24 protein-coding genes are annotated in these 26930 nt (G+C 70.4%); 14 read left to right on the top strand and 10 right to left on the bottom strand.

Annotated features, from left to right (window positions below; translation table 11 throughout):
* Positions 1 to 2: 2 nt before the first annotated feature.
* Positions 3 to 2543 (top strand): ABC transporter permease, encoded by a 2541-nt coding sequence (locus OO69_RS30455; RefSeq protein WP_033284043.1) that lies wholly within the window; start codon positions 3 to 5, stop codon positions 2541 to 2543.
* 35 nt (positions 2544 to 2578) lie between these two features.
* Here the strand turns inward: OO69_RS30455 and OO69_RS30450 are convergent, their stop codons facing one another.
* Positions 2579 to 3772 (bottom strand): hypothetical protein, encoded by a 1194-nt coding sequence (locus OO69_RS30450; protein ID WP_158713440.1) that lies wholly within the window; start codon positions 3770 to 3772, stop codon positions 2579 to 2581.
* 270 nt (positions 3773 to 4042) lie between these two features.
* Here OO69_RS30450 and OO69_RS30445 point away from each other — a divergent pair, with 270 nt between their 5' ends.
* Complete coding sequence (locus OO69_RS30445) at positions 4043 to 5287, top strand: hypothetical protein (RefSeq protein WP_234444570.1); 1245 nt, start codon at positions 4043 to 4045, stop codon at positions 5285 to 5287.
* The gene (locus tag OO69_RS30440; RefSeq protein WP_033284041.1) at positions 5284 to 5880 is read left to right on the top strand and encodes a hypothetical protein; all 597 of its coding nucleotides are present in this window, start codon (positions 5284 to 5286) and stop codon (positions 5878 to 5880) included. Before OO69_RS30445 ends, OO69_RS30440 begins: the two co-directional genes overlap by 4 nt.
* Positions 5881 to 5908: 28 nt before the next feature.
* On the opposite strand, the gene OO69_RS30435 is transcribed toward OO69_RS30440, so the two are convergent.
* Positions 5909 to 8359 (bottom strand): tetratricopeptide repeat protein, encoded by a 2451-nt coding sequence (locus OO69_RS30435; RefSeq protein ID WP_051801279.1) that lies wholly within the window; start codon positions 8357 to 8359, stop codon positions 5909 to 5911.
* Positions 8360 to 8537: 178 nt separating this feature from the next.
* Here OO69_RS30435 and OO69_RS30430 point away from each other — a divergent pair, with 178 nt between their 5' ends.
* From OO69_RS30430 to OO69_RS30395, 7 genes are all read left to right on the top strand, one after another.
* A complete protein-coding gene (locus OO69_RS30430) occupies positions 8538 to 11612 on the top strand; it encodes an AfsR/SARP family transcriptional regulator (RefSeq protein ID WP_033284040.1) in 3075 nt (1024 codons plus the stop codon).
* A gap of 978 nt (positions 11613 to 12590) precedes the next feature.
* On the top strand, positions 12591 to 13862 hold the full coding sequence (locus OO69_RS30420; RefSeq protein ID WP_033284038.1) for a serine hydrolase domain-containing protein: 1272 nt from the start codon (positions 12591 to 12593) through the stop codon (positions 13860 to 13862).
* 162 nt (positions 13863 to 14024) lie between these two features.
* Positions 14025 to 15311, top strand: a complete 1287-nt coding sequence (locus OO69_RS30415) for an NAD(P)/FAD-dependent oxidoreductase (protein WP_033284126.1) — start codon at positions 14025 to 14027, stop codon at positions 15309 to 15311.
* Complete coding sequence (locus OO69_RS50520; RefSeq protein WP_234444569.1) at positions 15308 to 16087, top strand: DUF1365 domain-containing protein; 780 nt, start codon at positions 15308 to 15310, stop codon at positions 16085 to 16087. The genes OO69_RS30415 and OO69_RS50520 overlap by 4 nt, the downstream gene beginning before the upstream one ends.
* Entirely contained in the window at positions 16084 to 17367 is a 1284-nt protein-coding gene (locus OO69_RS30405; RefSeq protein WP_033284037.1) for a class I SAM-dependent methyltransferase, read from the top strand. Before OO69_RS50520 ends, OO69_RS30405 begins: the two co-directional genes overlap by 4 nt.
* Complete coding sequence (locus OO69_RS30400) at positions 17364 to 18200, top strand: DUF1295 domain-containing protein (RefSeq protein ID WP_033284036.1); 837 nt, start codon at positions 17364 to 17366, stop codon at positions 18198 to 18200. Before OO69_RS30405 ends, OO69_RS30400 begins: the two co-directional genes overlap by 4 nt.
* Before the next feature lie 44 nt (positions 18201 to 18244).
* Positions 18245 to 18913, top strand: a complete 669-nt coding sequence (locus OO69_RS30395; RefSeq protein WP_033284035.1) for an alpha/beta family hydrolase — start codon at positions 18245 to 18247, stop codon at positions 18911 to 18913.
* Positions 18914 to 18940: 27 nt separating this feature from the next.
* Here OO69_RS30395 and OO69_RS30390 read toward each other — a convergent pair whose 3' ends face one another.
* From OO69_RS30390 to OO69_RS30380, 3 genes are read right to left on the bottom strand one after another with little or no spacing between them, the layout of a single operon-like run.
* Positions 18941 to 19378: a DUF732 domain-containing protein gene (locus OO69_RS30390; protein WP_033284034.1), complete on the bottom strand. Its 438-nt coding sequence runs from the start codon at positions 19376 to 19378 to the stop codon at positions 18941 to 18943.
* A 37-nt stretch (positions 19379 to 19415) separates the two neighbouring features.
* Complete coding sequence (locus OO69_RS30385; RefSeq protein ID WP_033284033.1) at positions 19416 to 19688, bottom strand: hypothetical protein; 273 nt, start codon at positions 19686 to 19688, stop codon at positions 19416 to 19418.
* The gene (locus tag OO69_RS30380) at positions 19685 to 19921 is read right to left on the bottom strand and encodes a hypothetical protein (RefSeq protein ID WP_033284032.1); all 237 of its coding nucleotides are present in this window, start codon (positions 19919 to 19921) and stop codon (positions 19685 to 19687) included. Before OO69_RS30380 ends, OO69_RS30385 begins: the two co-directional genes overlap by 4 nt.
* 104 nt (positions 19922 to 20025) lie before the next feature.
* Here OO69_RS30380 and OO69_RS30375 point away from each other — a divergent pair, with 104 nt between their 5' ends.
* Genes OO69_RS30375 through OO69_RS30365 form a run of 3 tightly spaced genes read left to right on the top strand, consistent with a single transcriptional unit; the run spans position 20026 to position 21315 of the window.
* Positions 20026 to 20856, top strand: coding sequence for a helix-turn-helix domain-containing protein (locus OO69_RS30375; RefSeq protein ID WP_033284031.1), 831 nt, complete (start codon positions 20026 to 20028; stop codon positions 20854 to 20856).
* Positions 20853 to 21062, top strand: a complete 210-nt coding sequence (locus OO69_RS30370) for a DUF397 domain-containing protein (protein ID WP_033284030.1) — start codon at positions 20853 to 20855, stop codon at positions 21060 to 21062. The genes OO69_RS30375 and OO69_RS30370 overlap by 4 nt, the downstream gene beginning before the upstream one ends.
* 43 nt (positions 21063 to 21105) lie before the next feature.
* Positions 21106 to 21315 (top strand): DUF397 domain-containing protein, encoded by a 210-nt coding sequence (locus OO69_RS30365; RefSeq protein WP_033284029.1) that lies wholly within the window; start codon positions 21106 to 21108, stop codon positions 21313 to 21315.
* A 35-nt stretch (positions 21316 to 21350) separates the two neighbouring features.
* On the opposite strand, the gene OO69_RS53600 is transcribed toward OO69_RS30365, so the two are convergent.
* Complete coding sequence (locus OO69_RS53600; RefSeq protein WP_267885218.1) at positions 21351 to 22361, bottom strand: helix-turn-helix domain-containing protein; 1011 nt, start codon at positions 22359 to 22361, stop codon at positions 21351 to 21353.
* Positions 22362 to 22654: 293 nt separating this feature from the next.
* Between OO69_RS53600 and OO69_RS30355 the strand changes: the two genes are divergently transcribed.
* Positions 22655 to 24133, top strand: coding sequence for a short-chain fatty acid transporter (locus tag OO69_RS30355; protein WP_051801278.1), 1479 nt, complete (start codon positions 22655 to 22657; stop codon positions 24131 to 24133).
* 21 nt (positions 24134 to 24154) lie between these two features.
* Here OO69_RS30355 and OO69_RS30350 read toward each other — a convergent pair whose 3' ends face one another.
* The 4 genes from OO69_RS30350 to OO69_RS30335 all read right to left on the bottom strand — a co-directional run bounded on the left by OO69_RS30350 (position 24155) and on the right by OO69_RS30335 (position 26873).
* Positions 24155 to 25039, bottom strand: a complete 885-nt coding sequence (locus tag OO69_RS30350) for a YihY/virulence factor BrkB family protein (RefSeq protein ID WP_033284027.1) — start codon at positions 25037 to 25039, stop codon at positions 24155 to 24157.
* Complete coding sequence (locus OO69_RS30345) at positions 25029 to 25613, bottom strand: hypothetical protein (protein ID WP_033284026.1); 585 nt, start codon at positions 25611 to 25613, stop codon at positions 25029 to 25031. Before OO69_RS30345 ends, OO69_RS30350 begins: the two co-directional genes overlap by 11 nt.
* Before the next feature lie 82 nt (positions 25614 to 25695).
* Positions 25696 to 26691 carry a DUF6286 domain-containing Asp23/Gls24 family envelope stress response protein gene (locus tag OO69_RS30340; RefSeq protein WP_234444568.1) on the bottom strand — a complete coding sequence of 332 codons (996 nt, stop codon included), beginning with the start codon at positions 26689 to 26691 and terminating at the stop codon, positions 25696 to 25698.
* On the bottom strand, positions 26688 to 26873 hold the full coding sequence (locus tag OO69_RS30335) for a hypothetical protein (RefSeq protein ID WP_033284025.1): 186 nt from the start codon (positions 26871 to 26873) through the stop codon (positions 26688 to 26690). Before OO69_RS30335 ends, OO69_RS30340 begins: the two co-directional genes overlap by 4 nt.
* Positions 26874 to 26930: the final 57 nt, after the last annotated feature.

The raw sequence follows: 26930 nt of genomic DNA, 5'->3' as shown, positions 1-26930 counted from the left end.
CCATGTTCCGTCTCGCGATACAGATGGTCGGGCACCGCGTCACCGCGCTGATCGCCGTGGCCTGCGCGGTACTCGGCGGTGCGGCGCTCGTCACCGCCACCGGGGTCCTGGCCGAGTCCGGCCTCCGTTCCCACCTGCCCGCCGGGCGCCTCGCCGGAGCGTCGGTCGTGGTCGCGGCCGACCAGGAGTTCCACCCTCCCGGCGACCTCCCGCTCGCCCTGCCGGAACGCCGTAGGATCCCGGCTCAACTGGTCGGCGAACTGGGCGGGTTGCCGGGCGTGACCGCGTCCGTCGGTGACATCGGCTTCCCGGCCGCTCTCGTCGACGCGCACGGTCGGGTCGTGGCCGTGGCGTCATCGTCGTCCGGAGATCCGCAGGTGGCGGGGCACGGCTGGTCCTCGACGAAACTGCTGGCGGGGGCGCGGGTCACCGGCAGCGCGCCGACCACTTCCGGCGAGGTCGCGGTGGACAGCGCCACCGCCGCCGCGGCCGGTGTCAAGCCGGGCGACCGCGTCCAGGTCGTCGTCAACTCCCGCCCCGCGAGTGGCTATCGCGTATCGGCGGTCGTCAACACCCCAGGCACCGGTGTCTACTTCGCCGACGAGACGGCCGTAGGACTGGCGGGTCACTCCGGCCGTGTCGACCTGATCGGCCTGCGCACCGCGCCCGGTGCCGAGGGGCGGGTCGCCGCCGAGGTCCGTACGAAGCTGAAGGGCACCGGACTCCTGACCGTCACCGGGGCCGAGCGGGGCGACACGGCCGCACCCGGCGCCGGAGCCTCGCGCTCGCTGCTGGTGCTGCTCGCCGGTTCGCTCTCCGGGATCGTTCTGCTGATCACGGGGTTCGTGATGGCGAGCGCGCTGGCCGTGGCGATCGGGGGGCAGCGGCGGGACCTGGCGTTGATGCGGGCCGTGGGCGCGACCCCGAAGCAGATCCGCAGGCTGGCCGCCGCGCAGTCCACGGTCGTCGCGGCGGTGGCCGTGGCGCCGGGGGTGGGGCTCGGGTATCTGCTGGCCGGACAGTTCCGGGGGCTGCTCGCGGACCGGGGCGTCATCCCGGCCCAACTCCCGCTCACCTTCAGCCCGTTGCCCGCGCTCGCGGCGATCGTGCTGATGCTTCTCGCCGTGCAGGTGTCGGCCCGTTGCTCGGCGTGGCGGACCTCGCGGATGCCGGCCACCGAGGCGGTCGCCGAGTCGCGGAGCGAGCCGCGGAATCCGTCGCGGGCCCGGACCCGTATCGGCGTGGCCGTCATTGTCGTAGCGACGGTCATGTCGGCCCTGCCGCTGTTCTCCCGCACGGTCATCGGCGCTACGGCCACCTCGCTCGCCGGGATCATCGGGGCGATCGGGCTGGCCCTGGCGGGACCGGCGCTGGTGCGGGGCGTCGGCGGTGCGGCGGCGCGGGTGACCAGGTCGGGGGCGTCCGCGCCGACCTGGCTGGCGATGGCCAACCTGCGCGCCTATGCCCTGCGCAACGCGGGGATCGTCTCCACGCTGGCCATGGCGGTCGTGTTCGTGCTGACGTACACCTTCACGCAGACGACCGTGCTGGCCGCGACCGCGCAGGACACCAGCACCGGGACTCTGGCCCAACTGCGCCTGAGTGCACCGGCGTTGGGTGGATTGCCCGCCGACACGCTCGCCGCCGTACGGAAGACGGCCGGAGTGAAGGCCGCCGCGTCCGTCGGGACGACCACCGTGGTGTGGGAGTACAAGGAGTTCGGTGACCCGGCGGTCGATTCGGGTCCGGCGACCATCCTCACGCCGGACGCGGCGGGTGTTCTCGACCTCGATGTCCGGGACGGCAGCCTGAGTCGGCTGTCCGGCGCGACGGTCGCCGTCAGCAGTGATGTGGCGCGGACCCGTTCCGCGGGGGTGGGGCACACGGTGGATCTGGTCCTCGGGGACGGAACTCCCGTCGCCGCCAAGGTGGTTGCCGTGTACGGGCGGGGGCTCGGGTTCGGCACGGTGGTGCTGTCGCACGACCTGGCCGCCGGGCACACGACCACGGCCCTCGACCAGTCCCTCCTGATCCGTACGGACGGCTCGGCGAAGGCACGGCAGAACCTCACGGCTCTCGCCGCCGGCCGCCCTGGGCTGACCCTCGGGCCTGCCAACTCCCCTTCCACCGGCGGCCTCAAGGACGCGCCGCCCGAGGTGTGGATCAACCTCGCCACCATCATCGTGCTGCTCGTCTATCTGCTGCTCAGCATCGCTAACAAGCTCGTCGCGGCCACCGCTCAGCGGAGGGTGGAGTTGGGTGCGCTCCGCCTCAACGGCACGACTCCCCGCCAGATCCGGGCGATGATGCGCCGCGAGGCCGCGATGACGGCGGCCACCGCGCTCACCACGGCACTCCTGCTCTCCGCGATCCCGCTGGCCTTGCTGGGCCAGGGGTTCCTCGGCCACCCCTGGCCGGCGGGGCCGGTGTGGCTGCTGCCCGGACTCGCGCTCCTGGTCACGGTCACCGCCTTCCTCACCATCGAACTGCCCACCCGGCAGGCGCTGCGGACTCCGCCCGCGGATGCGATTCGGGCGCAGTGAGCCGGGCGGCGGTGATGGTCCTCGCGAGCTGCTCATCACTCGTGTGCGCACCTCATCCTGTCCACGATCTCGCGCCAGACATCGAGCCTCTCCACCTCCCCCTTGTACTGCTTGTACTGCCCGTTCTCCTTCGGGCGCACGGACCGGTACGCGGCGACGAGCGCGTGCGCCGTGGCTTTGACATCGGCTCTGAAGGCCGAACTCCGGATCCGGGCATGCCAGTCGGGCGCGTCTCTGCCACCGTTGTGGAGCTCGTGCAGCGGTAGGCGGCGGGCGGCGGACCAGACGATCAGTGGACGGGCGTACCTGATCAGATGCCCGTGTCCGGTCGTCGCGGAGTTGGTGAGGCCGCGCAACACCTGCTGGACGACGTCGTGGGTTTCGACGGCTCGCTGGATGCTCCAGGCCTGTACGTCGGGATTCACGATCGCGCGATAGCGAGGCCCCTCCAGGTCGGACCACACCGAGTCGAGCCCTTCGTCGGTGCTCAGGACGTGTGCGAGATCCGGGTACGGGTCCAGCGACAGGCACGCGAGAGCACGGAACACGGTGGTGATGTCGTAGCCGTAGGAGTGAGGGCCGGCCACGATGCCGCGGCGGCAGTCGAAGGAGGTGCCCTCCACTTCGAACTGCTCACCGCAGCGCGCCAGATGGGGACAGCGGGACAGATTGTCCTGCGGGCGCGCGACGTTGGCGTAGAGCTGGGATTCGTAGTGAAGCCGGCGTGCTCGCTCGCGTGCCGTACCGGTCAGGAGGTCGACGCGCGCGAAGGCCCGCTCGAGGTGTCCGGATTCCGGCCCGCGTCGGCTGTGGCCGATGGTGACGAGCCGCTGAAAGCCGTCGATGCATTCCAGGCCGTGGACCTGCAGGGTGATGCGGTCACCGGCCGTGTGCCGGTGGGCGGCGATGTGATCCGCTCCGAGGACGATCGGGGTGCCTTCCGCTCCGAAGTCCTCGGGGCGGTCGTGCAGGAGCCGTTCGAGCAGGTGGTTCTCCGGGCTGTCCGACAGATAGCCGCGGCGACTGTTGAGAGTGATCGCCGCGTCCGGTCGCGCGGCGAGCGGAGCCAGCGTGGCGGCGGGGAACCAGCCGTGCCAGTTCTCCTGGCGCCGGGAGAGATCGTCCGCACGCGCCGTCAGGTGGACGGTTCCCGCCGGGGGCGCCCAGGTCAAGTGGGAGCGGGGGAGGACCGCCGACTGGAAAGGGATCGCGGAGGAGTCGTCGTTCATGATCGGCACAACGGATCACGGAGACACAGGTGTCGTCCCGGGGGAGGGGCATGGGGGCGTGGCGGTTGACACCCCGCGGCCGGACGGCGTCGAAGGCCGACGCCCGTGGCTCGGAACCCGACGACCTGCCGCTTCGAGGTGATCGCCCGATGCCCTGAGCCGGTCGAACCGGCGGGGCAAGGGTGTTGCAAGAGGTCTGCAAGGAAAGCGCTGTGCGCGCCGGGAAACCCCCTGTCGTCTGAACGAAACGACGAGCGACGGGGGATTCGCGTGTCTGTCAGAACGACGAAATCGGCGCTGATCGAGCAGGGACACTGGCTGACGGTCCGGGACTGCAAGAGGGTCCTGGTGGTCGTGCACACGGTGACCTTCGCCCAACGTCTGCGCGAGGTCTTCGAGTTGCTGGAGACCGACCTGCGCATTCAGCTGGTCTTCACGGTCGCACCCCATGCCTTCGGCAACGGAGTGACCGAGTACTTGCAGAGCCTGGGCATCACCGCGGTGCCCTGGGAGGAGGCGCTGCGGGCCGAGTTCGACCTGGCGCTCGCGGCGGGCTCGCGCGGAGTGCACGAACTGCGGGCTCCGGTCCTACGCATCTCGCACGGGGCGGGACACATCAAACTGCTCACCGACGTCAGCACGTTGGCGCCCGGAGAGCGGAGGTCCCCGGGGATGCTCAGTCGCCAACACCTGCTGCACGAGGGCCGGTTGGTACCGGCGGCGATCGTCTACGCCCATGACCGGGAGCTGGAGGAACTCGCCCGGTCCTGCCCGGAGGCGCTGCCGGTGGCTCACGTGGTCGGCGATCCGTGCGTCGACCGGATCATGGCAGGCAGGACCAGGCGTGCTTCCCACCGGCGGGCGCTGGGAATCGAGGACGGACAGCGGCTCGTGGTCGTCACGTCCACCTGGGGACCGGCTTCGACGTTCGGGCGGCTCGACGTCCTGCTGCCGCAGTTGCTGAGCCGGCTGCCGGACGACGGCTACCGTGTCGCGATGCTGGTCCACCCCAATGTGTTCGCGGGGCACGGCACCCGGCAGGTGCGCGGCTGGCTGTCCGGCTGCCAGAGCCGGGGGGTCGCGGTCGTCCCGCCGGAAGCCGACTGGCAGGCGGTGCTGGTCGCCGCCGACGTGATCGTCGGCGACCACGGATCGCTGAGTGCGTACGGAACGCTCACGGACGCGGCGATGCTGCTGACGGCCGAATCCCGGCGTGAGGTGTCGGCCAGTTCCCCGGCGGCTCTGCTGTCCGCCGTGGCGCCCGTGCTCTCTCCGGCGTACCCGCTGGCGGAGCAACTGGAGTACGCGATGCAGCTGCACCGTCCCGGACAGTACGACCATGTCGCCGCCTCGCTGTCGTCGGCGCCGGGCCAGTTCCACCGGCGGATGCGCTCGGTCGTCTACCGGATGCTCGGGCTGGGCGAGCCGGCCCGTGCGCCGTACGTCGCGCCGCTCCCGCTTCCGCCGTCCCTGACGCGGTGGCAGATCTCCGCCGGAAGCGGGGCGGCACTGTGAGCGGCCCGACCGCGACCCCCGAACCGGATGCCGCCTGGGCCACGGTGTGCTTCCGTGCGACGCCGTCCGGCGCGGTACCGCGCGGTGAGGGCCTGGATGACCGGGCGTCCTTCGTCGTCTGGCGTTCGGACACGGCACAGGGCTTGGCTCTCGTACGGTCCGACCCGCTTCCCCCGCCCGCGGATCGGCACGCGTATCCGTATCCGCCTTCCTGCCCGCACGCGGCCGGCCCGCTCCCCTGTGATGTGCACCTGTGGGTGGATGCGGACCGGCCGGGGCGGACCGGGCTCATGGAGCACGCCGACGTGCTGGTGAGCCGCGTACAACTGCCGCTCGCGTCGGCTCACCGGCGGGTGTGTGAGTTGCTGGCGGGCCATCCGGGATGCCTCGCGGCCGCCGTGCCCGACACGGCCGCGATGTGTGTCGTCGGGGTACGGGACCGGACCGGCGCCGTGTCCTTCGTACGACCGGAACGGGGTGGGTCCGCCGCCCCGCTCCCACCGCACGTGGTCGTCTCGGTCGTCCACGCCTGGGCGGTGTCCGGAAAATCGCCGCGCGCGCTGCGTTCCGTCGTGGCGATGCCGCGTCGTTGACCGGAGGGACGACCGGCCGCGGCGGTCATCACGGCTGCCGCAGCCTGTCGTCCACACGCTGTGCGTCCTCGGGGCTCAGACGACGGAAGAGATCCCGGGCGGCCTCGTAGTGACGTATCGATTCCGCATGATCACCACGTGAGGCGGCGGCCTGGCCGAGCCATTCCAGACAGCGTGCCTCCCAGTGCTCGGACCGGGCCTCACCCGCGCGGAAGCGCGTGAGGCACTCCCGCAACAGCTGTACGCCGTCGGCTCCGTCCCCGGCCCGGTCCAGGACATGGCCGAGAAGGGCCAGGACCCGGGTCGCCTCGTACGTCTCTCCCAGCGCGTCCAGTTCGGTGCCGGCCCGGCGCAACTGCTCGGCGGCCGTGGCCAGGTCGTCGCCGGCCAGAGCGGTCTCGCCGAGGCGTCGTCGGGAGAGGGCGGCCCCGCGCCGATAGCCGATGGACTCCCGCAGCCGCAGGGCGTGCTCGAAGTACTCGCGCGCTTCGTCGAGCCGGTGAGTCAGGAGACCGACGTGCCCCAATCCGCTCAGGGCTTGCGCCTGTTGACGTACGTCGTGGTCGGCCGTCGCCATCTCCAGCGCCTGCCGGTACCAGTCCGCCGCCTCCGGATACCGGCCGGCGTTGCGCAGACCGATCGCACCGGAGGTGAGCATGCGGCCCTCTCCCTCTCTGGATCCGCTCCGGCGCGCCGCGTCGAGACCCAGACGGTGCGCCTCGATCCACATCTCGGACGGACGTAATCGCAAGAAAAGTGGCCATATCAGGTCGGTCAGGCGCCAGCAGGAGGAGTACCAGCCGACCCGGGCCGAGTGCCGTACGGCGCCCATCAGGCCGTTGCGGTACGTGTCCAGCCAGGCGAGCGCCTCCTCGGAACCGTCCAAGGGGGCCGGGGGCACGCCAGTCGCCGGAAGGTCGTGCCCCGGCAGCCGGTGGCTGGGGGTGAGGATGCTCTCCGCCGAAGCCGCGGTGGCCAGGCACCACTCGACGAAACAGCGCAGCGTGCGCTCGTGCGGGACCAGTTCCTCCAGTTCCTCGCCGAGCCGTCGGGCGTGCGGCTGGACCAGGTCGTGGAATCGATAGGTGGCCGGTCCCGTCTCCTCCAGAAGATTCGCCTCCACGAGCGCGTGCACGGCGATGTCGGCGACGGGCCCGGTGTCACCAGCTTCCTCCCCGTCGCCCGCGAGTGCGGTCAGCAACGAGAGGTCGTGCCGATCCGTGGGCAGCAGTCCCATCCGCCGGTACAACGCACGGCTCCCGTCCGGCAGGATCTCGTACGACATGTCGAGCGCCGTACGCATCACGGCCTCTCCGTCGACGCGCAGCGTGTCGGCGGCACCCTGGCCGCGGGACAGGCTGTCGGCCAGGGCGGACACGGAGTGGTGGGGGCGCAGGGCGAGTTGGGCCGAGGCCAGTGCCACCGTCAGCGGGAGCCGTCCGCACAGTCGGACCACCTCTCGGGCGGCAGCCGGCTCCCGCGCCACGCGCGTCCCACCGCCGACGGCGAGAAGCTCGAGGGCCGACTCGGTGGGGAGTCCTTCCAGCCGGTGGACGGACGCGCCGTCGACGCGGAGCCCGGTCAGGTTGCTTCTGCTGGTCACCACGGTCAGACCGGTCGGCGTGCCGATCAGGAGCGGGCGGACCTGAGCGGCCGTGAACGCGCTGTCCAGGAGAACGGCCAGCCGCAGCCCCGAGGTCAACGAACGCCACAGCGCGCTGCGTTGGGCGATCCCGGCCGGTACCGAGGAGACGCCGAGCGCGACCAGGAACGCTTCCAGGACGACGGCCGGGGAGGCGGGCCCGTGTTCCCCGTCGGTGGTCTGTCCGCCCAGGTCGGCGTAGAACTGGCCGTCGGGGAAGCTGTCGGCGTGCTCGTACAGCCAGTGGGTGGCCAAGGTGGTCTTCCCGGCGCCCGCGAGCCCGCTGACCACCAGGATGTGCGCCGAGTGCGCGGGAGATCCGGCACGCAGCTCGTCCAGGGCCCGTCGGTCCGCCTCCCGGCCGACGAACCGCGCGGTCACCGGCGGCAGTTGACGGGGCACGGGCAGGCGGGGCGGGGGCGACGGCGCGGCCGGGTGGAAGTGGATGCCCCCGGAGATGTCCCGGGCCTGCACGCTGGGGCCGTGCACCACGGAATGGCCGCTGATGACGTTGGCGGTCCCCGCGGGTGAGGGGCCGGGCGGTGTGCCGGCCGGGCCGGGATGGTGGTGCAGCCATTCGGCCAGCGCGTCCCGTGTCGCCGTGTCGCGCGAGGCCAACGCATGTAATTCCAGGGCTAGTTGCCGCCGTACCGCCGCTTCGGGGGGCTGCTCGTCGGTCGTCTGTGAGGGCCAGAGCCGGTTCACCGCGGGGTCCGCGCGGGCCGCTGTGTCCACCACCCGGGCCAGATCACGCCATGCGGGGGATTCCGGGTCGGCGCCGCAGCCGGTGATGGCCGACAGCAACGCTTCCAGGCCGCCGGAGGAGAAAGCACGCACGTGGCAACTCCTTTCGGTCCTCCGGGAGTCACTCCCCACTCCGCGCAAGAAGTGAACTAATGCGGCTGTTTATCGGTCAATTTTGAGCTCACAGCTTCCTCTCGTGGTCGAGTGTGCGATGTCCATGACACTCTCGAATGCTCGGCAATCGCAGGCCCTACCGGCGGGGAGGACGCTGGTGGACTTCGAGATCAGGCTTTCGGGATCGGTGGAGATTCGGGCAGCGGGTCGCCGTAATGACCTCGGCTCGACAAAAACCAGGCTCGCACTCGCCTGCCTCGCCTGGGACGCGGGGCGTACGGTGAGCGTGGACGCCCTGATCCACCGTATCTGGGACGAACATCCGCCCGGCAAAGCGAGGGAAGCGCTCCACGTCCACATCTCACGGGTCCGGAGTTCGCTGCGGATCGCCGGGGGCGACGCGCCCGCGATCGTCAGCCGCACGAACTCGTACTCCCTGGAGATCGACCCGGATCGGGTGGACCTGCGCTGTTACACCAGCTGCGTCGAACGAGCCCGCTCCATGGGGGACGGCCGGGACGAGGAAGCCGCTCTGCGTCTGCTGGACCGGGCGGACGGTCTCTGGCACGGTGAGCCGCTGGCCGGGATCACGGGGTCCTGGGCCGAGCATCTGCGCGTCGCCGTCGAAGAGAGCAGTCTCGCGGCCGCGATGACCAGAGCCGAGATCCTGCTGCGCGCAGGCAGGTTCACCGACGCCGTGCCCGTGCTCCTGCCGTTGGCCGAGGCACACCCGGTGGACGAGGCTCTGGCCGAACGACTGGCCGTCGCCCTGTACGGCAGCAACCGGACGGCCGAGGCGACCCGGCTGCTCCAGCGGACACGGCAGCGGGTCGTCCGGGACATCGGTCTCGACGCGGGCCGGGGGCTGCACCGGGTCCATCAGGGAATCCTGGCGGGGACACCCGCGGAGGACTTGTTCCCCCGGACCGGTGCCGAGCAGAAGGCACCCCCCAGGCCGACGCGCCAAGTGCCGGACAATCTGCCCCGCGATGTTCCGTGGGCCGGACGGCGCGATGAGCTGCGCCGGCTCAGTTCGGCGCTGTGCGAGGGACAGGGGTCCTCGGACATCGTCACCGTCGAGGCGATTCACGGAATGGGCGGCATCGGCAAATCGAGTCTGGCGGTCCATCTGGCGCATCGATTACGGGAGCGGTTTCCGGATGGCAGGATTTTCCTCCATTTAGGAGGGTATTCAGCCGACCGGACACCGCCGACCGCTGCCCGCGCACTCACCGAGCTCCTGCGGCTCGTCGGCATGGACAGCAAGGAACTACCGCGCGAGCTCGACGAGTTGATCGCCCTGTGGCGATCGGTGGCGCATGACCGCCGGATGCTGGTGATCCTCGACGACGCGACCTCCTCGGCCCAGATCCGCCCCCTGCTCCCGGGCTCCTCCCCGACAGCGGTCGTTGTGACCAGCCGCCGTCGACTGCCCGGACTCCCCGGAGTACGACCGGTCTCCCTGGACGTGCTGTCGGCCGAGGACGCGGCGGCGCTCTTCTCCCAGCGGCTGGGGAGAGGGCGGGACACCGACCCGGCGGACGTGGCCGAGATCATCCGCATCTGTGGGCATCTTCCGCTGGCCATCGAGATCGCCGCGAGCCGATTGCTCGCCCGTCCCTCGTGGGCCACGTCCGACCTGCTGCGCCAATTGGGCGGCTCCGGCGGACACCTCGCCCAACTGCGCGACGCGGACCGGACGTTGACGCATGTCTTCGCAGTGTCCTACGCCGCGCTGAACGCCGAGCAGCAACTGGTTTTCCGCCGTATCGGACTCCATGTGGGGGTGGAGTTCAGGCCGCCGGCGATCGCCGCGCTCACAGGATTCTCCTTGGAGACAGTCGAACGCGTACTTGAGGAACTACATGCTCATTGCCTCGTGTTCGAGCCTGTTCCGCTCCGTTTCACCATGCACGACCTGCTGCGGGACTACGCGCGATCGCTGATCGAGGTCGGTGACGCCGATTCCGAGGACGATGTTCGACAGGCCGGACAAAGCTTGGTCGATCATTACATCCGCACGGCTGATCGAGCGGACCGGCTGGCCTATCCCTTCCGCTCGCGCACGGATCTCGACGTCGGTGAATCAGCCACTCCGACGTGTCCGGAAATCGTCGACTCGCAGTCGGCGGAGCAGTGGCTGATCGCCGAGTCGGCCAATCTTCTGGTCACTCTGGACTGGCTTGCAAAGCATGGCACGGAACGTCAACTCGCCATTTCCGTCCATGTGTTGGCGGGATTCCTGGACATGGAGGGGCACCTCGTCGAGGCCGAGCCGCTGCTGCGGCGCGCCGCCGCCCACTGGAACGCCGCAGGTGACAGCGTGGCCAGGGCGCGAGCGCTGCTCGACCTCTGCGCGGTGTACACCCACGGCTCGCGTTATGACGAGGCGATCGCGACCGGGAGTGAGGCGCGTGACATCGCGCGGTCTCTGCGGGACCGGGAACTGGAGGGCGAGTGCGTTCACCAAATTACTATTTCTCTGTGGCAGACAGGGCGGTACGCGCTGGCTCGATCACTCCAGAAAGAGTCTCTCAATTCTCTGCTGCAAACAGTAGATATCCTCCGGATCTCCCGCTGCCGCAACTTGCTCGGAATAAGTCACCTGCACCTCGCGGAGTATGAAGAGGCATTGGCATGCTTTACCTCTGCACTGGCTGATTTCACGGCCATAGGGTACGAGCGGGGAAGGTATAGCACGCTGAACAATCTGGCAGAATTACGGAAGAAAACAGGGCACCTGGAGGATGCCGAAACTGCTTATCGTCAGGCGATGGTCTTGGCGGAGCGAATGGGCAACCCGAGGGACAAAGCGACGATCCGAATGAATTTGGCTTCCGTCATGGATGAGCTCGGCAGGACCGATGAGGCTCTTGCCGTCTATGGCCTGGCGCTGCCGATACTGAAGCACGTCGGAGACCGGCGGGCGGAGGCCATCGCCCTCACGCGAATCGGCAGGGCGCACCGTGCGGCGGGGCGTACGGACGAGGCTCTGCGGCACCATGTCGCCGCACTTGAGGTGACACGTGCGATTCACGCGGTGGGCGACGAGGTGGACGTCCTCTTCGATCTCGCGGCAGCTGAGCGTGAAGCCGGGCACCTGGCCCGGGCCGCGGTCCACCTGGAGGAAAGTCTCGCCGCGAGCCGCTCTGTAGGGGCTCCTGCGGAAGAGGCCCGGGCTGCGGCGGCGCTGGCCGACCTGCGGGGCGACCTTACTCACGAGTCCAATTAGGGCGGCGCGGCGCGGTGATCACATCGTGCCGCCTCAAGGCTTCCGTTCAGCCACGGCATCTGCAATTGTTGCTCTCGCGCGGAGGCGCTGGGTCCGCAAACTCGGACCGGAGCCCCACCTCTCCCCACCTCGCCTGCGCATCAGACGTTGCCCGGATCTACCTGAAAGATGCGAATGCGCGAGAAGTTCGTAGGATACCTGGCGGCCATAGTTGTATTGACATGCATTGCATGTGTGACCGCCAGTCATCTGAGTGCAGTAACCTCGACAGCATAAAAGATCCGGTGTCTGGTGCCTACCGCCACCGCGCGCTCGGTACCAGACACCGGCCCCGTATATGGCCGACGGCGACCGCTCCGGTGAGCGGATGGTTCTGAGACGATGACGCTCCGATCCGTTCGGCTGGGGGTACAGGCGTGGATCCGATCTCGGCGAGTCTCCTCACGGCGGTGGCGACCGGGGCGGGCGGTGAGTTGGGGCAGCAACTCTGGGCGGCGCTGCGGGGGTTGGTACGGAGAAGCCCGACGGGGGAACCTGCAGGATCGCCGGATCCGGCAACCGGCGAAGCCGAGTTGGCCGCCTTGTCCGCGGCTCCCCATGATGTGGAGCGAGCCCGGGCGCTCAGCGAGGCTCTGCGTCGCCGTGCCGAGCAAGACCCCTTGTTCCGAACGCACTTGACGCAGTGGCAGCAGCAGGCGCAGGTGCTGCGTACCGGAGACGGTGACGCGCACAACACCGTGAGCGGCGGGAATCAGCAGGGCCCGATCGTCCAGGGGCGGGACTTCTCAGGGCTCAACTTCAATGTCCCGGGGCAGGGGTAGCTCTGTCAGCCGAGTCGGGAGGGGCGGTCGGGTGTCGTAGACGACCATCGGTCCGAACGAGTGGACTCGCGGGGATGCGTGCCGCAGGAGGAGCTCCCGTCCGGCTCCGGATGGTGCCGTGGCAGCCCCACCCCCGATCCGGAAGAAGCGCCCCCACATGCGACGTACCCCCTCCAGACGCCTCCTGGCAGCCGCGCTGCTGGCCGCGTCCGTCCTGGCCGCCCCGGTGCTGGCGACCTCCGCCAACGCCACCTCGGTGGTCCACCCCGCCCCGCACGCCCAGAACCAGAACCCGGACCAGAACCCGGACCAGAACCCGGACCAGAACCAGGACCAGAACCAGGACCACTGCTCCTCCGACGGCCTCGGCCGCGGCGTCGCCGCCCGCCTCGACAAGGCCATCGCGGACGTCCGTAAGCAGGCCGCCATCCCCGGTGTCGCCGTCGGACTGTGGATGCCGGGCAAGGGCTGCTACGTCCGCGCGACCGGCGTCGCCGACAAGGTCACCGGGCAGCCGATGAGCACCGACTTCTACTCCCGGATCGGCAGCGAGACCAAGACCTTCACCGTCACCGCGCTGCTCCAGCTCGTCGACGAGCACCGCATCGGGCTGGACGACCCGATCTCGCGCTACGTCCACGGCGTGCCGAACGGCCGCCACATCACCCTGCGCCACCTGGCCGAGATGCGCAGCGGGCTGTTCCCGTACAGCGCGGACGCGGACTTCGCGCACGATCTGCTGAGCGACCCGACCCGCACGTTCACCCCGCAGGAACTGCTGGCGTACGGCTACAAGCACCGCAACACCGGCGCGCCGGGCAAGGTGTTCGTCTACAACAACAGCAACCTCGTCCTGCTCGGCCTGGTGATCGAGAAGGTCACCGGTCATCACATCGCCGATGTCATCAACCGGCGGGTGCTGCGCCCGGCCCACCTCGACCAGACGCTGTTCCCCGACGGCCCGAACGTCCGTGAGTTCCCGGAGCCGCACGCGCACGGCTACACCAACCAGACACTGACCGGCGCGGTCGCCGACTCGACCGACTGGAACCCGAGTTGGGCCTGGTCGGCCGGCGCGATGATCTCGACCATGCACGATCTGCGCAGCTGGGCGAAGACCGTCGCCACCGGGGAGCTGCTCAGCCCCGAGACCCAGAAGCAGCGGCTGAAGGTGCTGCCGACCGGATTCCCCGGCCTCGACTACGGCCTCGGCATCTTCGAGACCGGCGGCTGGATCGGGCACAACGGCTCCATCCCGGGCTACGAGTCCGTGACCGTCTACCTCCCCGCCCTCAAGGCGACCCTGGTCGTCCTGATCAACACCGACATCACCACCGGGGGCCAGGAGCCGTCCACTCTCCTCGCCCGCGCGATCACCCAGATCGCGACCCCCGGTCATGTCTACGACGGCTCGACCCCCACGCGTTAGAAGCGTCCCGCCCGCCCGACACCACACCCCCAGGCCTTTGACCTGGGGGTGTGGTGTTGAGGTGGGTGGCCCACCACTCGTTTCGGCATACGGCCAATCCGCCGCCCGACCTGATCCGGATTACGCGTGAACCCCTGACCGGCGGGAGGACACGTGACGGAGATGGCGATGGAGCGGACAGCGCGGCACGGGCGCCGCACCGCCGTGATCGGTTCCGGGGTGGCGGGGCTGACCGCCGCGTACATCCTGGGCCGGGCCGGTCACGTCACCCTGTACGAGGCCGACGACCGGCTCGGCGGGCACGCGCACACCCACGAGCTGACGTCGGCGCACGACGGGCGGGTGCACCGCGTCGACTCCGGGTTCATCGTGCACAACAGGCGTACGTATCCACGCCTGTTGCGGCTCTTCGACGAACTCGGCGTCCCCACCCAGGAGTCGGAGATGAGCATGTCCGTGCGCTGCGAGGGGTGCGGGCTGGAGTACGCCGGTGCGCGCGGCCCGGCCGGGCTCTTCGCCCAGCCCCGCAACCTCCTGCGCCCCCGCTATCTGCGGCTGCTCGCCGAGGTGCCGCTCTTCCACCGCGCGGCCCGCCGCCTGCTGGCCCGGGGCGGTGAAGAGGCCCTGACCCTGGGGGAGTTCCTGGACCGGGAGGGCTACTCCGCCTATTTCCGCGCCCACTTCGTCACGCCGATGGTGTCGGCCGTGTGGTCCTGCGACGCCGAAACCGCCCAACGCTACCCGGCCGCCTATCTGTTCCGCTTCCTGGAACACCACGGCATGCTGTCGGTGAGCGGATCACCGGTGTGGCGCACGGTCACCGGCGGCTCTGGCACCTACGTCGACCGGATCGCCAAGCACATCGGCGAGATCCGCACGTCCACCCCTGTCCGTTCCGTACGACGTCACGCCGACCGCGCCGACATCACCACCGAGGACGGCACCACCGAGTCCTACGACGCCGTCGTGATCGCCGTCCACCCGGACCAGGCGCTCCGGCTGCTCGCCGAACCGACCTCGCTGGAACGGGAGTTGCTGGGCGCGTTCCCGTACTCCCGCAACACCACCCTCCTGCACACCGACACCCGGCTGCTGCCCCGCGCCCCGGGTGCCCGCGCCTCCTGGAACCACCTCATGCCCTCGTGCTCGGCCGACTCCGGCCGGGTGCGGGTCAGTTACGACATGAACCGGCTCCAACGCCTCGACGCCACCGAGACGTTCGTGGTCACCCTGGGCGGCGAGGACCGCGTCGACCCCGGCCGGGTGCTGGCCCGCATGGTCTACGAACACCCCGTCTACACCCCCGAGTCGGTGGCCGCGCAGCAGCGGCTGCCCGAACTCGCCGGTGACGTCTGTGTGTTCGCGGGCGCGTACCACGGCTGGGGTTTCCACGAGGACGGCTGCCGGTCGGGTGTCGAGGCCGCGGCGGCGCTGGGGGTGCGGTGGTGAACGCCGTATCCGCGCGGGTGAAAGCGGTACCGACGGAGGTCGGTACGGTACCGGCGCTGTACTCCTGCACGATCGCGCACGTGCGGACCGCGCCCCGGCGTTACAGGCTGCGGCACCGCACGTACATGTGGCTCATAGATCCTGACCATCCGCCGCAACTCCCGCGCCCGCTCCGCTCGTTGGCTCGCTTCGACCCGCGCGACCACTTCACCGGCGACGGCCTGCCCTCAATCCGGGCCGGGCTGGACGCCTTCCTCGCCGGGCACGGCGTGCGCCTGGATGGCGGCCGGGTGGTGATGCTGGCTCACGCCCGGGTGTTCGGGTACGTCTTCAACCCCCTGACCCTGTACTGGTGTTACGGCCCCGACGGCGAACCGCGGTGCGTGGTCGCGGAGGTGCACAACACCTACGGCGGGCGGCACTGCTACCTGCTGCACCCGGATGCCTCCGATACCGTGCGCGCCGAGAAGAAGCTGTACGTCTCCCCGTTCTTCCCGGTCGACGGCGGCTACCGCATGCGGCTGCCACCGCCCGGGCCCCAACTCGCCCTGACCGTCCACCTGGACCGCGAGGGCGCCCGTGCCTTCACCGCGACGGTACGCGGCACCCGGCGCGAGGCGAGTACCGCGCGGCTGCTGCGGCTGGCGCTGCGCCACCCCTGGTCCACCCTCGCCGTGTCGGCCGCGATCCGCGTCCACGGCATACGGCTCTACCTGCGGGGGCTGCCCGTTCAGCCCCGAACCGACGACAACCGTGCCCCGGAGAACGTGACATGACGACAGCAGAACCCCGCACCACCCACCGCGTGCGCACCGCCGCCGTCGACCCCTCCCGCTGGCCCGACGTCCGCCGCGTACCGGCCGCCTCCCGCGTCCGTACGGCATTCACCGCGGCCCTCGTCCGACGCGCCCTCGCCCAACTGCCCCTGCGGGCACGGTTCGCCGGTGCCCCGGACGTCGGCAAGGGCGGCCCGCTGATCGACGTCCGCGACCCGGCCGCCTTCCACGCCCGCATCGGCACGGAGGGCCTGATCGGCTTCGGCGAGTCGTACATGGCAGGCGAGTGGGACGCCCCCGACCTGGTCGCGGCGCTGACCGTGCTGGCCGGGCACGCGGCCGAGTTGATCCCGGCCCCGCTGCAACGCCTGCGCACCCTCTGGGCACCGCGCCACCCGCACACCGAGCGCAACACCCCCGACGGTTCCCGCGCCAACATCAGTCGCCACTACGACCTGTCCAACGACCTCTTCGCCCTCTTCCTCGACGACACCCTCAGCTACTCCTCCGCCGTCTTCCGGGGCTTCCCCGCGAGCCACGACCTCCTCGCGGCGGCCCAACACCGCAAGATCGACCGGCTGTTGGACCTCGCCGACGTGGGCGAGGGCACCCGGCTCCTGGAGATCGGCACCGGCTGGGGCGAACTCGCCCTGCGGGCCGCCGCCCGGGGCGCCCGCGTCACCTCGCTCACCCTCTCCCGCGAGCAACGGGACCTGGCCGTCGAGCGGGTGCGCGCGGCGGGTCTCGGCGACCGCGTCTCCATCGAACTCCGCGACTACCGCGAGGCGTCGGGGACCTACGACGCCGTCGTCAGCGTGGAGATGATCGAGGCGGTCGGCGCCGAGTTCTGGCCGGTGTACTTCCGCGCCCTGGACCAACGGCTCGCGCCCGGCGGCCGGTTGGCGCTCCAGGCCATCACCATGCCGCACGACCGGATGCTCGCCTCCCGGGACACCTTCACCTGGATCCACAAGTACGTCTTCCCCGGCGGCCTCATCCCCTCCACCGAGGCGATCGAGGAGACCGCCCGCGACCACACCGCCCTGCGCCTCGCCCGCCGCGACGCCTTCGGCGCGCACTACGCCGAGACCCTGCGGCTGTGGCGCGAACGGTTCACCGAGCGGGCGGGGGAGGCGGCGGCGCTCGGCTTCGACGAGGTCTTCCACAGGCTGTGGACCTTCTACCTCGCCTACTCCGAGGCGGGTTTCCGCTCCGGCTACCTCGACGTCCAGCAGTACCTGTTCACCAAGCCGCACCCCGAGACCCAGGATCAGCGATGAACGGCTTCTCCTCCGGCTTCCCTTGGAGCGCCTTCGCGCTCAACCTCGTCTGGGCGGCCGGGACTTCCCTCGCGGTGATGCTCGCGACCTTCGCCGTGGCGGTACGCATAGGCGTGCACCGGATCGTCGACGTGGCCTGGGGCGCCGCCTTCACGGCGGTGGCCGTCGTGACCTTCGTCGTGTCCGCCGGCGAGGGCGATGTCGTACGACGACTGCTGGTGACGGTGCTGACGGCGGTCTGGGGGCTGCGGCTGGCGGTCCACATCGGTCGCCGGGGCCGGGGCCACGGCGAAGACCCGCGCTACGAACGGATGTTGGCCAAGGCACCCGGCAACCGGAACGCGTACGCCCTGCGCATGGTGTACCTCCTGCAAGGCGCGCTGGTCTGGCTGGTATCGCTGCCGGTGCAGGCGGCGCAGTACGTGCCGGGTCGTCCCTCGGTGCTCAACTACGTTGCCGGTACGACGTTGTGGGCGGTGGGTGTCGGGTTCGAGGCGGTAGGGGACGCCCAACTCGCCCGCTTCCGCGCCGACTTGGCCAACAGGGGCCGGATCATGGACCGCGGCCTGTGGTCCTGGACCCGGCACCCGAACTACTTCGGCGACTTCTGTGTGTGGTGGGGCCTGTTCCTGCTCACCTGCGACTCCCCGGCGGCGGCCGCCGTGTCCGTCGTATCCCCGCTGGTGATGAGCCTGTTGCTGACCCGGGGCAGCGGACAACGGCTGCTGGAGCGGCACATGGCCGACCGGCCGGGGTATGCCGAGTACCGTGCCCGCACCAGCGGTTTCCTGCCGCGCCCGCCGGGGCGGCAGCGGAGGAGGAGCACCTCATAGAGCCACAGCACGACAGCACCCGACCTCTCGGTCAGCACGCTCCGTTGAAGGTGCGCCGGCATCCGCCGCACCCCCGGGCCGCCGTCCTCGTGCTGCACGGCGGCCAGGCGAAGAGCGAACGCCCCGCCCGCCCCTGGCAGTTGGCCGCGCTGCGTATGGCCCCGGTCGTCCGCGCGGTGACCGCCGGTCTGCCCCACCAGGACATCCTGGTCGCCCAGGTCCGCTACCGCGTCCGCGGCTGGAACGGCGACCGCGCCGACCCGGCCCACGACACCCTGCGCGCGCTGGACGCCCTGGCCGAACTCGCCGGTCCCGTACCGACGGTCCTGCTCGGCCACTCGATGGGCGGTCGCGCGGCCCTCCACGCCGCCGGTCACCCGCTGGTGACGGGCGTGGTCGCGCTCGCCCCGTGGTGGCCGCCGGGGGAACCCGTCGAGCAGGCGGCAGGGCGGCATGTCGTAGCCCTGCACGGCGAACGGGATCATGTCACCTCGCCCGCGGAGACGGCGGACTGCGTACGCCGGGCACGGGACGAGGCGGGGGCGCGGGCCGGTATGGCGATCATCGCCGGGGGCGACCACGGGATGCTGCGCCGTCACGGCCTGTGGCATCACACGGCGGCTGCCCTGGTCGCCCATCTCCTCGACGCGGGGTCCGCCCCCGATCCGTTGCCTGAAGGGTGTTACGGGGCGGCGGAGTTTCCGGTGCTCTGAGCGATGCGATGAGCCTCGCTCGTCCGGTCAGTTGCAGAAAGCCGACTGCACGGCGGTCACGATGTTCGCCGCCTGGCCGTCGGTGAGGCTCGGCACGGTGCCGCCCTCGAACCGTGCCTTGGCGTTGCTCCGGACGGTGGCCGTGTCCTTGCCGCCCTTGATGTCCGAGCAGACGTTCCGGGACCGGTCAACTGCCCTGTCTTCCTTGGCAGTCAGTCCCGGATCGACGGCGCTCAGTGCCCGGATGAGCGCCGCGGTCTGTGCCACGTCCGGCGACGGTACGACCGAACTCGGCTTGGATGCGGTGGCGGTGGCCGACGGCTTGGCTTCCGCTGTCGCCGATGCCGTGGCCGACGGCTTCGCCTTGTCGGCCGTCGCGGAGTCTCCGTCGTCCTCGAACAGCGCGACCACCCCGCCGAACGCGAGGACGGCAACCCCCGTGATGATCAATGTCTTCCGCTTCATGCGGCCCCTCCCAAGGCTTGTGATCACGTCTTGCCTATCACGCTGTCAGGCCCTCCTCCCACATAACCCACGGCCGTTCGATCACCTCGGCGTAGCTGGTGTGCCCGGGGTGCTCGCGCAGGTGGGCGAAGGCCCAAGTCTGTGGTTCCGTCGGGTCGTTGCTCGGGGAGGACGTGTCGGCGCACTCGGTGTCGTCGTCCTTGAGCGCGAGGCAGCGGAACGCGTATGTCAGCGGTGGGGCATCGGGGTCGTGGTCGGGCCGTAGCGTCCAGTCGACGAAGCGGAACGTGCGGCGGATCGGGACGGTCACAGCACGTCACCCCGGCTGCGGGCGTTGGCGCGGGCGGTCTCGGCGTGCAGTCGCTGTTGAGGGTTCGCCGGCTGTACGTCCTCGGGGTTCACGGTCCATTCAGTTCCGCCCGTGACGGGCCGCAGGGACCAGAGCCCGCACCACTCACCGCGGAACTCGCCGATCCGGTCGCGTGAATCCACCAAGAGTGTTCCGGGGGCGGGGAGTTGAGGGGGTTCCGTCTCACCGGACATGTGTCGCTCCTCTCCGTAGTGGTTCCACTACCAAGGGGATTCAGCGTGGCCTAGGCTGAAGCAGTCTTCAACTTGCGCACGTTGCACGGAGAGTTGGGCGGGACCTGTTGAATCGGAAAGAGTTAGAGCCCGAAAGTTCGCCGGTCGCAAAGTTTGGGGAGCGTCTCCGCAGGTTGCGGGACGAACGCGGCTGGACCCAGGACGAGCTAGGTGTACGCATGGGGTACTCAGGGACGCATATTTCCGCCGTCGAAACTGGTCGGCGGTCCCCAACTCCCCGCTTCGCTACAAGTGCTGACAAGGCGTTCGGGACTGGTGATCTACTCGAACGCGAAGAGCGGGCCCTGCGGGAGACCGCGCTTCTAGAGGGGTTCCCGGAGTACGTCGCACAGGAGGTGCACGCGGCAGAGATCAGGCTCTTTGAACTCGGCATCGTGCCGGGACTACTCCAGACCGCGGAGTACGCGGCAGCGATCACGACGGGCGCTGTTCGACGGGGGGCAATCACACAGCAGCAGGCAGCGGAACGACTGACACTCCTTGCCCATCGACAGGCGTCACTAGAGCGGACCCCTCCGCCGCTCATCTACGCAGTGCTGGATGAGAGTTGCATACGGCGACCGGTCGGTGGCCCAGAGGTCATGGCAAGCCAACTGGACAAGCTTGCCGCGTTCGCCGAGCTGCCCTCTACGGTCCTCCAAATTGCTCCCTACGATCTCGGGGAGCGGCGAGCGTTCGACCTGCCGGTGACGCTCTTGACCCTTGCGGATAGAGGCCACATTGCGTACGCCGAGTCCGCGCAACAAGGGCGGCTAGAGCGCGATATGAAGTTCGTACAGCCCATGTTGACGGCCTACCATCAGCTACAGGCCGAAGCGCTGTCTCAAGCGGCGTCCGTGGCCATGATCGAACAGGTACGAAAGGGCACACCGTGACGACCGAAAACCCGCGTTGGTTTACGTCCTCCTACAGCAGCAACGGCGGCCAGTGCGTCCAGGTCGCCGCCAACCTCGTCGCCCCGCAGGGCATCGTCCCCGTCCGTGACTCCAAGAACCCGACCGGTCCCGTTCTCGGGTTCCCGGCCGACGCCTTCACCACCTTCGTCGCGGGCGTCAAGGCGGGCACGTTCGGCACCGTCTGAGTCAGCCACACCAGAAAGACGGCACTGTACGAAAGGGCATCTCGTGACGACCGAATCCCCGCGCTGGTTCAAGTCCTCGTACAGCAACAACGGCGGTAACTGCATCGAGGTCGCCGCCAACCTCGTCGCCTCGCGCGGCATCGTCCCCGTCCGCGACTCCAAGACCCCCACCGGCCCCGTACTCGAGTTCCCCGCCGACGCCTTCACCACCTTCGTCGCCGGCGTCAAGGCAGGCACGCTCGGCACCGTCTGAGTCGCGGGACGCCCCGCGCGGAACCGGCGTATCGGTCAGGTCCGGGGAGCGTCCTGGGAGCGGGCGTACTGCGCGGGTGTCTGGCCGTACTGCTTCTTGAAGGCGCGGACGAAGTGGCTGGTGTCGGCGAACTGCCAGAACCGGGCGAGTTCCGAGACGCCGGGGCGGGCGAGCGGGCCGGTGAGGGCGAGGCGGGTCTGTTCCAGGCGCTGGTGGCGGATGTGGGCGGTGACGGACTCGTCGGTCGCGGCGAACGCGCGGTGCAGGGTGCGTACCGAGATGTTGAGCTCGCGGGCCAGCATCCGGGGTGACAGTTCCGGGTCGGACAGGTGGCCGCGGACGAGATCCTTGGCCGCCTGGACCAGGGCGGGGGCGAGCTGCGGTTCGGTTCCGTCGACCTGCTGGGTGAGGACGCCCAGGGCCAGTTCGAGGAGGGCGTTGCGGGCGGCCCTGGCGCCGGCCGGGGAGAGGTCGTCGAGGCGGTCGTCGATCATGCGCGCGTGCGCCAGGAGCAGCCGCATCTCGGCGGAGTCCGCGGAGCCGAGAACCGGCCGCCGGTGGATGAGCGGCCCCAGATGGGCGACGGGGAGGACCAGTTTCGTCGTGGTGTTCGTGTGTGCTTCTACCGCGAACCGCCAGGACGGACCGGTGTGCCGGACGATGAACTGCCCGGCCGGCACCACCAGTTGGTCGCGATCGCGCGCGCGGTCGAAACTCCAGGAACCCTTCTCCACGACATCCACGACCAGCATGTCGGAGAAATAGCGGGAATCGATCCAGGTTTTGTCGGCCGCCGTGGACGCATAACACAGCTTCGTTATCAGAACGTCATGAATTCTGAGGCCGCGGATGCTCGCCCGGGAATCCTCGGAACTCGTCAGCCCGGCCGCCGGCAGCGGAACGGACCGGCCCGCCTGGATGTCCCACTGGTGCCGGAGAACGGCCCGCCGCTCTCCCGTGCACGGGCCGATCAGACGGGCGGAGAACCTCCCGCGCGGGGCGCGCGCGATGCCGTGTGCGGGCTCGGTGTCAGTCCTGTCGTTCATGCCCTTCGAACCTGCTCTCCGGTCGCTCGTCAGCCAGTCTCCGTGCCCGCGCGCCGTGCGGTGTGGAACTTCGGCGCCTACTTGATGGAATGCCCGCGCCAAGAGGGAACGCGCCCGGCCCGGGTGCGTGGACGCGGTCTACGGTTCCGGTCCCGGCCGAGTTCCTTTCGACGGTGATATCGGCGCGCCGCACCGGCAGGCCATACCGGTAGGCCATACCGGCAAGCCGCATCGGCACGTCATATCCGCATATCCGCATATCCCACGTTATCGGCGATGAGGTGAGGAGCACCATGTCCGAAGCCGTGCCCGAAGCGCCCGAATCGACGGCGAGAGGCGGCGAGACCTGGATCGCCCGGCTGGCGCTGCGTTTCACCGACTTCACCGAGAAATGGCTGCCCGACGCGCTGGGTTTCGTCCTGGTCGGCACCTTCCTGATTCTCGCGCTGGGACTGGCCTCCGGCGAGAAACTCCTCGGCGCGCCGGCCGACCCGACGGCCACGAGCGGCTTCGGTCTGGTCGACGCGTGGGGTCAGGGATTCTGGTCCCTGATCACCTTCACCCTCCAGATGGCGATGATCATCATCGGTGGGTACGCGGTCGCGGTCTCCCCGCCCGTGGGACGCCTCATCGCCCGCCTCGCCGCCCGGCCCGCGACCCCGCGCGGGGCCATCACGTTCACCGCCGCCGTCGCCATGCTCACCGCCTACGCGAACTGGGCCTTCAGCCTCGTCTTCACCGCCATCCTCGCCAAGGAGATCGCCCGCCGCGTCCCGGGCGTCGACTACCGCGCCCTCGGTGCGATGGCCTTCCTGGGACTCGGCACGGTCTGGGCCCAGGGCCTGTCCGGTTCGGCCGCGCTGCAGGTGGCGAGCGCGGGGTCGAGCCCCGAGTCCGTGCAGAAGGTCATCGCGGAGGGGCGCGGCAGCGGACTGATCCCGCTCACCGACACCATCTTCCTGTGGCAGGGCGTGGTGGCCACCGCCATCATCTTCGTGATCGCCGTCGGTATGGCCTGGCTCCTGTCACCCGCGCCGGAGAACGCCAGAACCGCCGAACGGCTCGGGATCGACCTCGGCCCCGCCCTCGTCCTGGAGCGGTCCGAGAGCCGGCGCGGCAGACCCGGCGAATGGATCGAGCACAGCCCGGTCTTCACGATCCTGCTGTTCCTCCTCGGCGCCTGGTACCTCGCCCGGCACTTCGCGAACACCGCGGGCAACCCGCTCAACGCCCTCGACCTGAACACCATCAACCTGATCCTGATCCTGCTGGCGCTCATCCTGCACTGGCGGCCGGTCAACCTCGCCCGCGCGGTCCGTGACGGCGTCCCCGCGACCTCGGGCGTACTGCTCCAATTCCCTTTGTACGGCGGCATCTTCGGGATGATCGCGTACACCGGCCTGCACCGGACGATCGCCGACTGGCTGGTCTCGGTGTCGAACGAGTTCCTCTACCCGGCCTTCATCGCGATCTACAGCTGCGTCCTCGGCGTCTTCGTCCCCAGCGGCGGCAGCAAGTGGGTCATCGAGGCGCCCTACGTCCTCGACGCGGCGAACCAACTCCACGTCAACCAGGGCTGGATGGTCGTCGTCTACGACCTCGGCGAGGCCGGCGCCAACCTGCTGCAACCGTTCTGGATGCTCCCCACCCTGGCGATCCTCGGGCTCAAGGCACGCGACATCATGGGCTACACCTTCGCGATGTTCCTCGCCCTCTTCCCCGCCACCCTGGTCCTCGTCACCCTCTTCGCCCGCACCCTGCCGTTCCCCTGACGCCGACCGACACCGCCCGAGTCACGCTGCCTCGCGCGTCTTCGCCAACTCCGCCGCGAACTGCGCCCCGCTGAGCAGCGCCAGGTTCGACAGCCACAGCCACACCAGAAACACGACACTGCCCGACAGCGACCCGTACAACCTGCTGTAGGCACCCAGCGTCGTCGCGTACGTCGAGAAGCCCGCGGAGACGATCAGCCACAGGGCGGCGGCCAGCACGCCCCCGGGCAGGCTGTGTCCGCGGCGCCGCGCGCCCGCCGGGCCGGTGTGGAAGACGACCACGACGAGCAGCGCCACCAGGCACAGCAGTACCGGCCAGCGCAGCAGGTCCCATGCCCAGGCGGCGGTCTCGTCCACCCCGGCCATCCGGCCGACCGCCTCCGCGAGCGGGCCCGTCAGCAGGAGCGTGAGGGAGCCGACGAGGAGCAGGCCGAGCAGCACCAGCGCCGTCAGCACGATGCGCGGTGCCTTGCGCCAGGGTGAGCGCCGGTCCTGGGTGCCGTGCATGCGGTGCAGGGCGCGGCGGAACACGGCGAGATAGCTCGTCGACGACCACAGCGCGCTGACGCTGCCCGCCACCAGCAAGGGCCACGCCGTACGGTCCGTGCGGAGTACGTGAGTCAGCGCCGCGTGCAGTTCCGTGCCGGAATCCGCCGGGGCGTACGCCGTCACGTGGGTGACGAACTCCTCCGCCGTGTCCGGGCTGATCATCCCGAACGCGATGACCGTCGCCAGCATCGCCGGCAGCACCGCGAGGATCGCGTAGTACGTCAGCGCCGCCGCGTAGTCCGAGATGTCGTCGTTCCACAACGACACGGGTGTGCGGCGCAGCGCGGGCCACCAGGCCGCCGGTGGCCGGAACCCGGCGATCCGGCGGACCCGGCCGACGTACGGCTCAGCGGACATGGGGCGCCCGGTGCGAGGAGGCGCTCAGCCGGAGCCGGGTGCGGGTGGTGTACGGGGCCGCCGCGCCCTCGGCTTCCGCCGTCACCGTGCGGAGGGTGGGGAGTACGGCGTCGGGGGAGGTGTCCGGGTCCAGCCAGACCCGCAGCTCCACCTCCAGCCGCCGCCCGCGCCGGGGCGACACCCGCGCGTGCCCACGTGCCACCCCGGGTACGGCCGACGCCCGCGCCGCCAACGCCTCGGCCAGCGCCTGCGGACGTACCGTGCAGCCGGGGGAGGGGAGCGCCAGCCGCCGCCCCGACCCCGAACTCCCTTGCCTGAGCGCCCAGTACGCGAACACCAGGGTCAGCCCGATCGCCCCGGCCAGCACGCTCGGCGTCCACCAGCCCTCGCCCCGCATCTGCGCCAGCCATCCCGGCCCCAGCAGCACGGCACCCGTGTCGGGCGCGGGCCACCAGGACGGGAGCCGGCGCGCCACGGTCCGGTCCGTGGCCGCGAGCCAGGAACCGGCGAGGAGGAGTCCAAGTCCGGTGACACCGAGGGCGGTTCGGTTGAAGGCCGTGTGGGTGGCGCGCATCACTGGTCAACTTCCTTGATGGGGACGGCGGTTCAGGGGGGATCGGGTGATGTGGGTGGGGGCGCCGAGCAGTTGGAGTGCGTCAACCGTCAAGACCGTTCGTGGCTACGACAGTTTCCGGCACCGGGGCCGGCTTGGGCGGCTGCCACACCGGGTCCGGGGTGACGGTGACCCGTATCCGGGGTTCGCGGCGCAGCCGGCAGGAGGTGACGGCGGCGTGCGCGGCCGCCGTCACCGCGGCCGACGCCTCCGCCCGGTCACCGAAGGCCAGCCCCGCCCGCACCGCGATCCTCCGGCGTCGTACCCGGACCCGTACCGCCCCGACACCGGCCACGTCGGCCACCGCGTCGCGGACCAGGGACTCGACCGCCGAGCGGTCCACGGCGGCGTCGACGCGCTCGGCCTCCGTACGGACGGTGGACCGGTGCCGTAGACCCGGAGTGACCGCGAGCACGATCATCCAGACGCCGAGCAGGGCCGTCAGGCCGCCCGCGATCACGACGGCCGGGTCCCCGGGGCCGTGCCCGGAGAGCCAGTGCACCGCCGAGACGCGCCAGGCCGCCGCCGCACGGTGGGCCAGGTGCACCTCGATCAGGTCCACGGCGAGCGCGCCGCAGGCCACGGCCGCCACCGAGGTCAGCAGGGCCACCGGGACGCGGCGGCCGGACCACCAATGCCTGGGTGTTCCAAGGGAGTTGGTCTCCTCGACCGGGGGCACTGGAGCGCGGGAGTATCTCGGCGCCGCGAGCGCGGTGACGTTGACGCGTGCGGTCGGTACGTCCAGGCCCGTCAACTCCCGCGTACGTTCCACCACATGGCGCTGGACGTCCCGTGCGCCGTCGGCCAGCGGGGCCGGATAGGGCAGCGTCACGCCGAGGGACACCTCCGCCTTCCGGCCCCGTACCGTCGCCGTCGCCCGGGCCGCGCGGCCGGGCAGCGCCTCGGTGGTCGCCCGCTCGGCGATCCGGCGGACCGCGCGCTCCGAGACGGTGGTGGTGCCCCGCTGCGCGGCGGGCGCGGGTACGGGTGGGGATGCGGCGGAGGTCGCGGTCGCGGGCGCCGTTGCGGCGGTGGTCATCGACGGCTCCGTTCGAACGCGTCCCGTACGTCCTGGACCGTGCCGCCGCGCTCGTACCAGCGGCCCACGGCCCAGCCGAGGCCGCCGAGCGCGGCCACCAGCAGGAAGGCGCCGAAGCCGCCGAACCAGCCGGCGAACGCCAGGGCCATGCCCGCGATCATGCCGACGAACGGTGTGTTCATGCCCGTCCACCTCCACCTCTCCACCGGATCCACCACTCCTGCCCGTGCCCCTGACCG

It is taken from the genome of Streptomyces sp. NRRL F-525 (assembly GCF_000716605.1).
In the GTDB taxonomy this organism is placed as follows: domain Bacteria; phylum Actinomycetota; class Actinomycetes; order Streptomycetales; family Streptomycetaceae; genus Streptomyces.
This window is presented reverse-complemented; position numbering and strand designations above follow the sequence as displayed.

Bases quoted from the DNA above. Each gene is read 5' to 3' on its own strand.
- OO69_RS30455 (WP_033284043.1), top strand. From the start codon at position 3: ATGTTCCGTCTCGCGATACAGATGGTCGGGCACCGCGTCACCGCGCTG.
- OO69_RS30450 (WP_158713440.1), bottom strand. From the start codon at position 3,772: ATGAACGACGACTCCTCCGCGATCCCTTTCCAGTCGGCGGTCCTCCCC.
- OO69_RS30420 (WP_033284038.1), top strand. From the start codon at position 12,591: ATGCGACGTACCCCCTCCAGACGCCTCCTGGCAGCCGCGCTGCTGGCC.
- OO69_RS30415 (WP_033284126.1), top strand. From the start codon at position 14,025: ATGGCGATGGAGCGGACAGCGCGGCACGGGCGCCGCACCGCCGTGATC.
- OO69_RS30405 (WP_033284037.1), top strand. From the start codon at position 16,084: ATGACGACAGCAGAACCCCGCACCACCCACCGCGTGCGCACCGCCGCC.
- OO69_RS30400 (WP_033284036.1), top strand. From the start codon at position 17,364: ATGAACGGCTTCTCCTCCGGCTTCCCTTGGAGCGCCTTCGCGCTCAAC.
- OO69_RS30390 (WP_033284034.1), bottom strand. From the start codon at position 19,378: ATGAAGCGGAAGACATTGATCATCACGGGGGTTGCCGTCCTCGCGTTC.
- OO69_RS30380 (WP_033284032.1), bottom strand. From the start codon at position 19,921: ATGTCCGGTGAGACGGAACCCCCTCAACTCCCCGCCCCCGGAACACTC.
- OO69_RS53600 (WP_267885218.1), bottom strand. From the start codon at position 22,361: ATGAACGACAGGACTGACACCGAGCCCGCACACGGCATCGCGCGCGCC.
- OO69_RS30355 (WP_051801278.1), top strand. From the start codon at position 22,655: ATGTCCGAAGCCGTGCCCGAAGCGCCCGAATCGACGGCGAGAGGCGGC.
- OO69_RS30350 (WP_033284027.1), bottom strand. From the start codon at position 25,039: ATGTCCGCTGAGCCGTACGTCGGCCGGGTCCGCCGGATCGCCGGGTTC.
- OO69_RS30345 (WP_033284026.1), bottom strand. From the start codon at position 25,613: ATGCGCGCCACCCACACGGCCTTCAACCGAACCGCCCTCGGTGTCACC.
- OO69_RS30340 (WP_234444568.1), bottom strand. From the start codon at position 26,691: ATGACCACCGCCGCAACGGCGCCCGCGACCGCGACCTCCGCCGCATCC.
- OO69_RS30335 (WP_033284025.1), bottom strand. From the start codon at position 26,873: ATGAACACACCGTTCGTCGGCATGATCGCGGGCATGGCCCTGGCGTTC.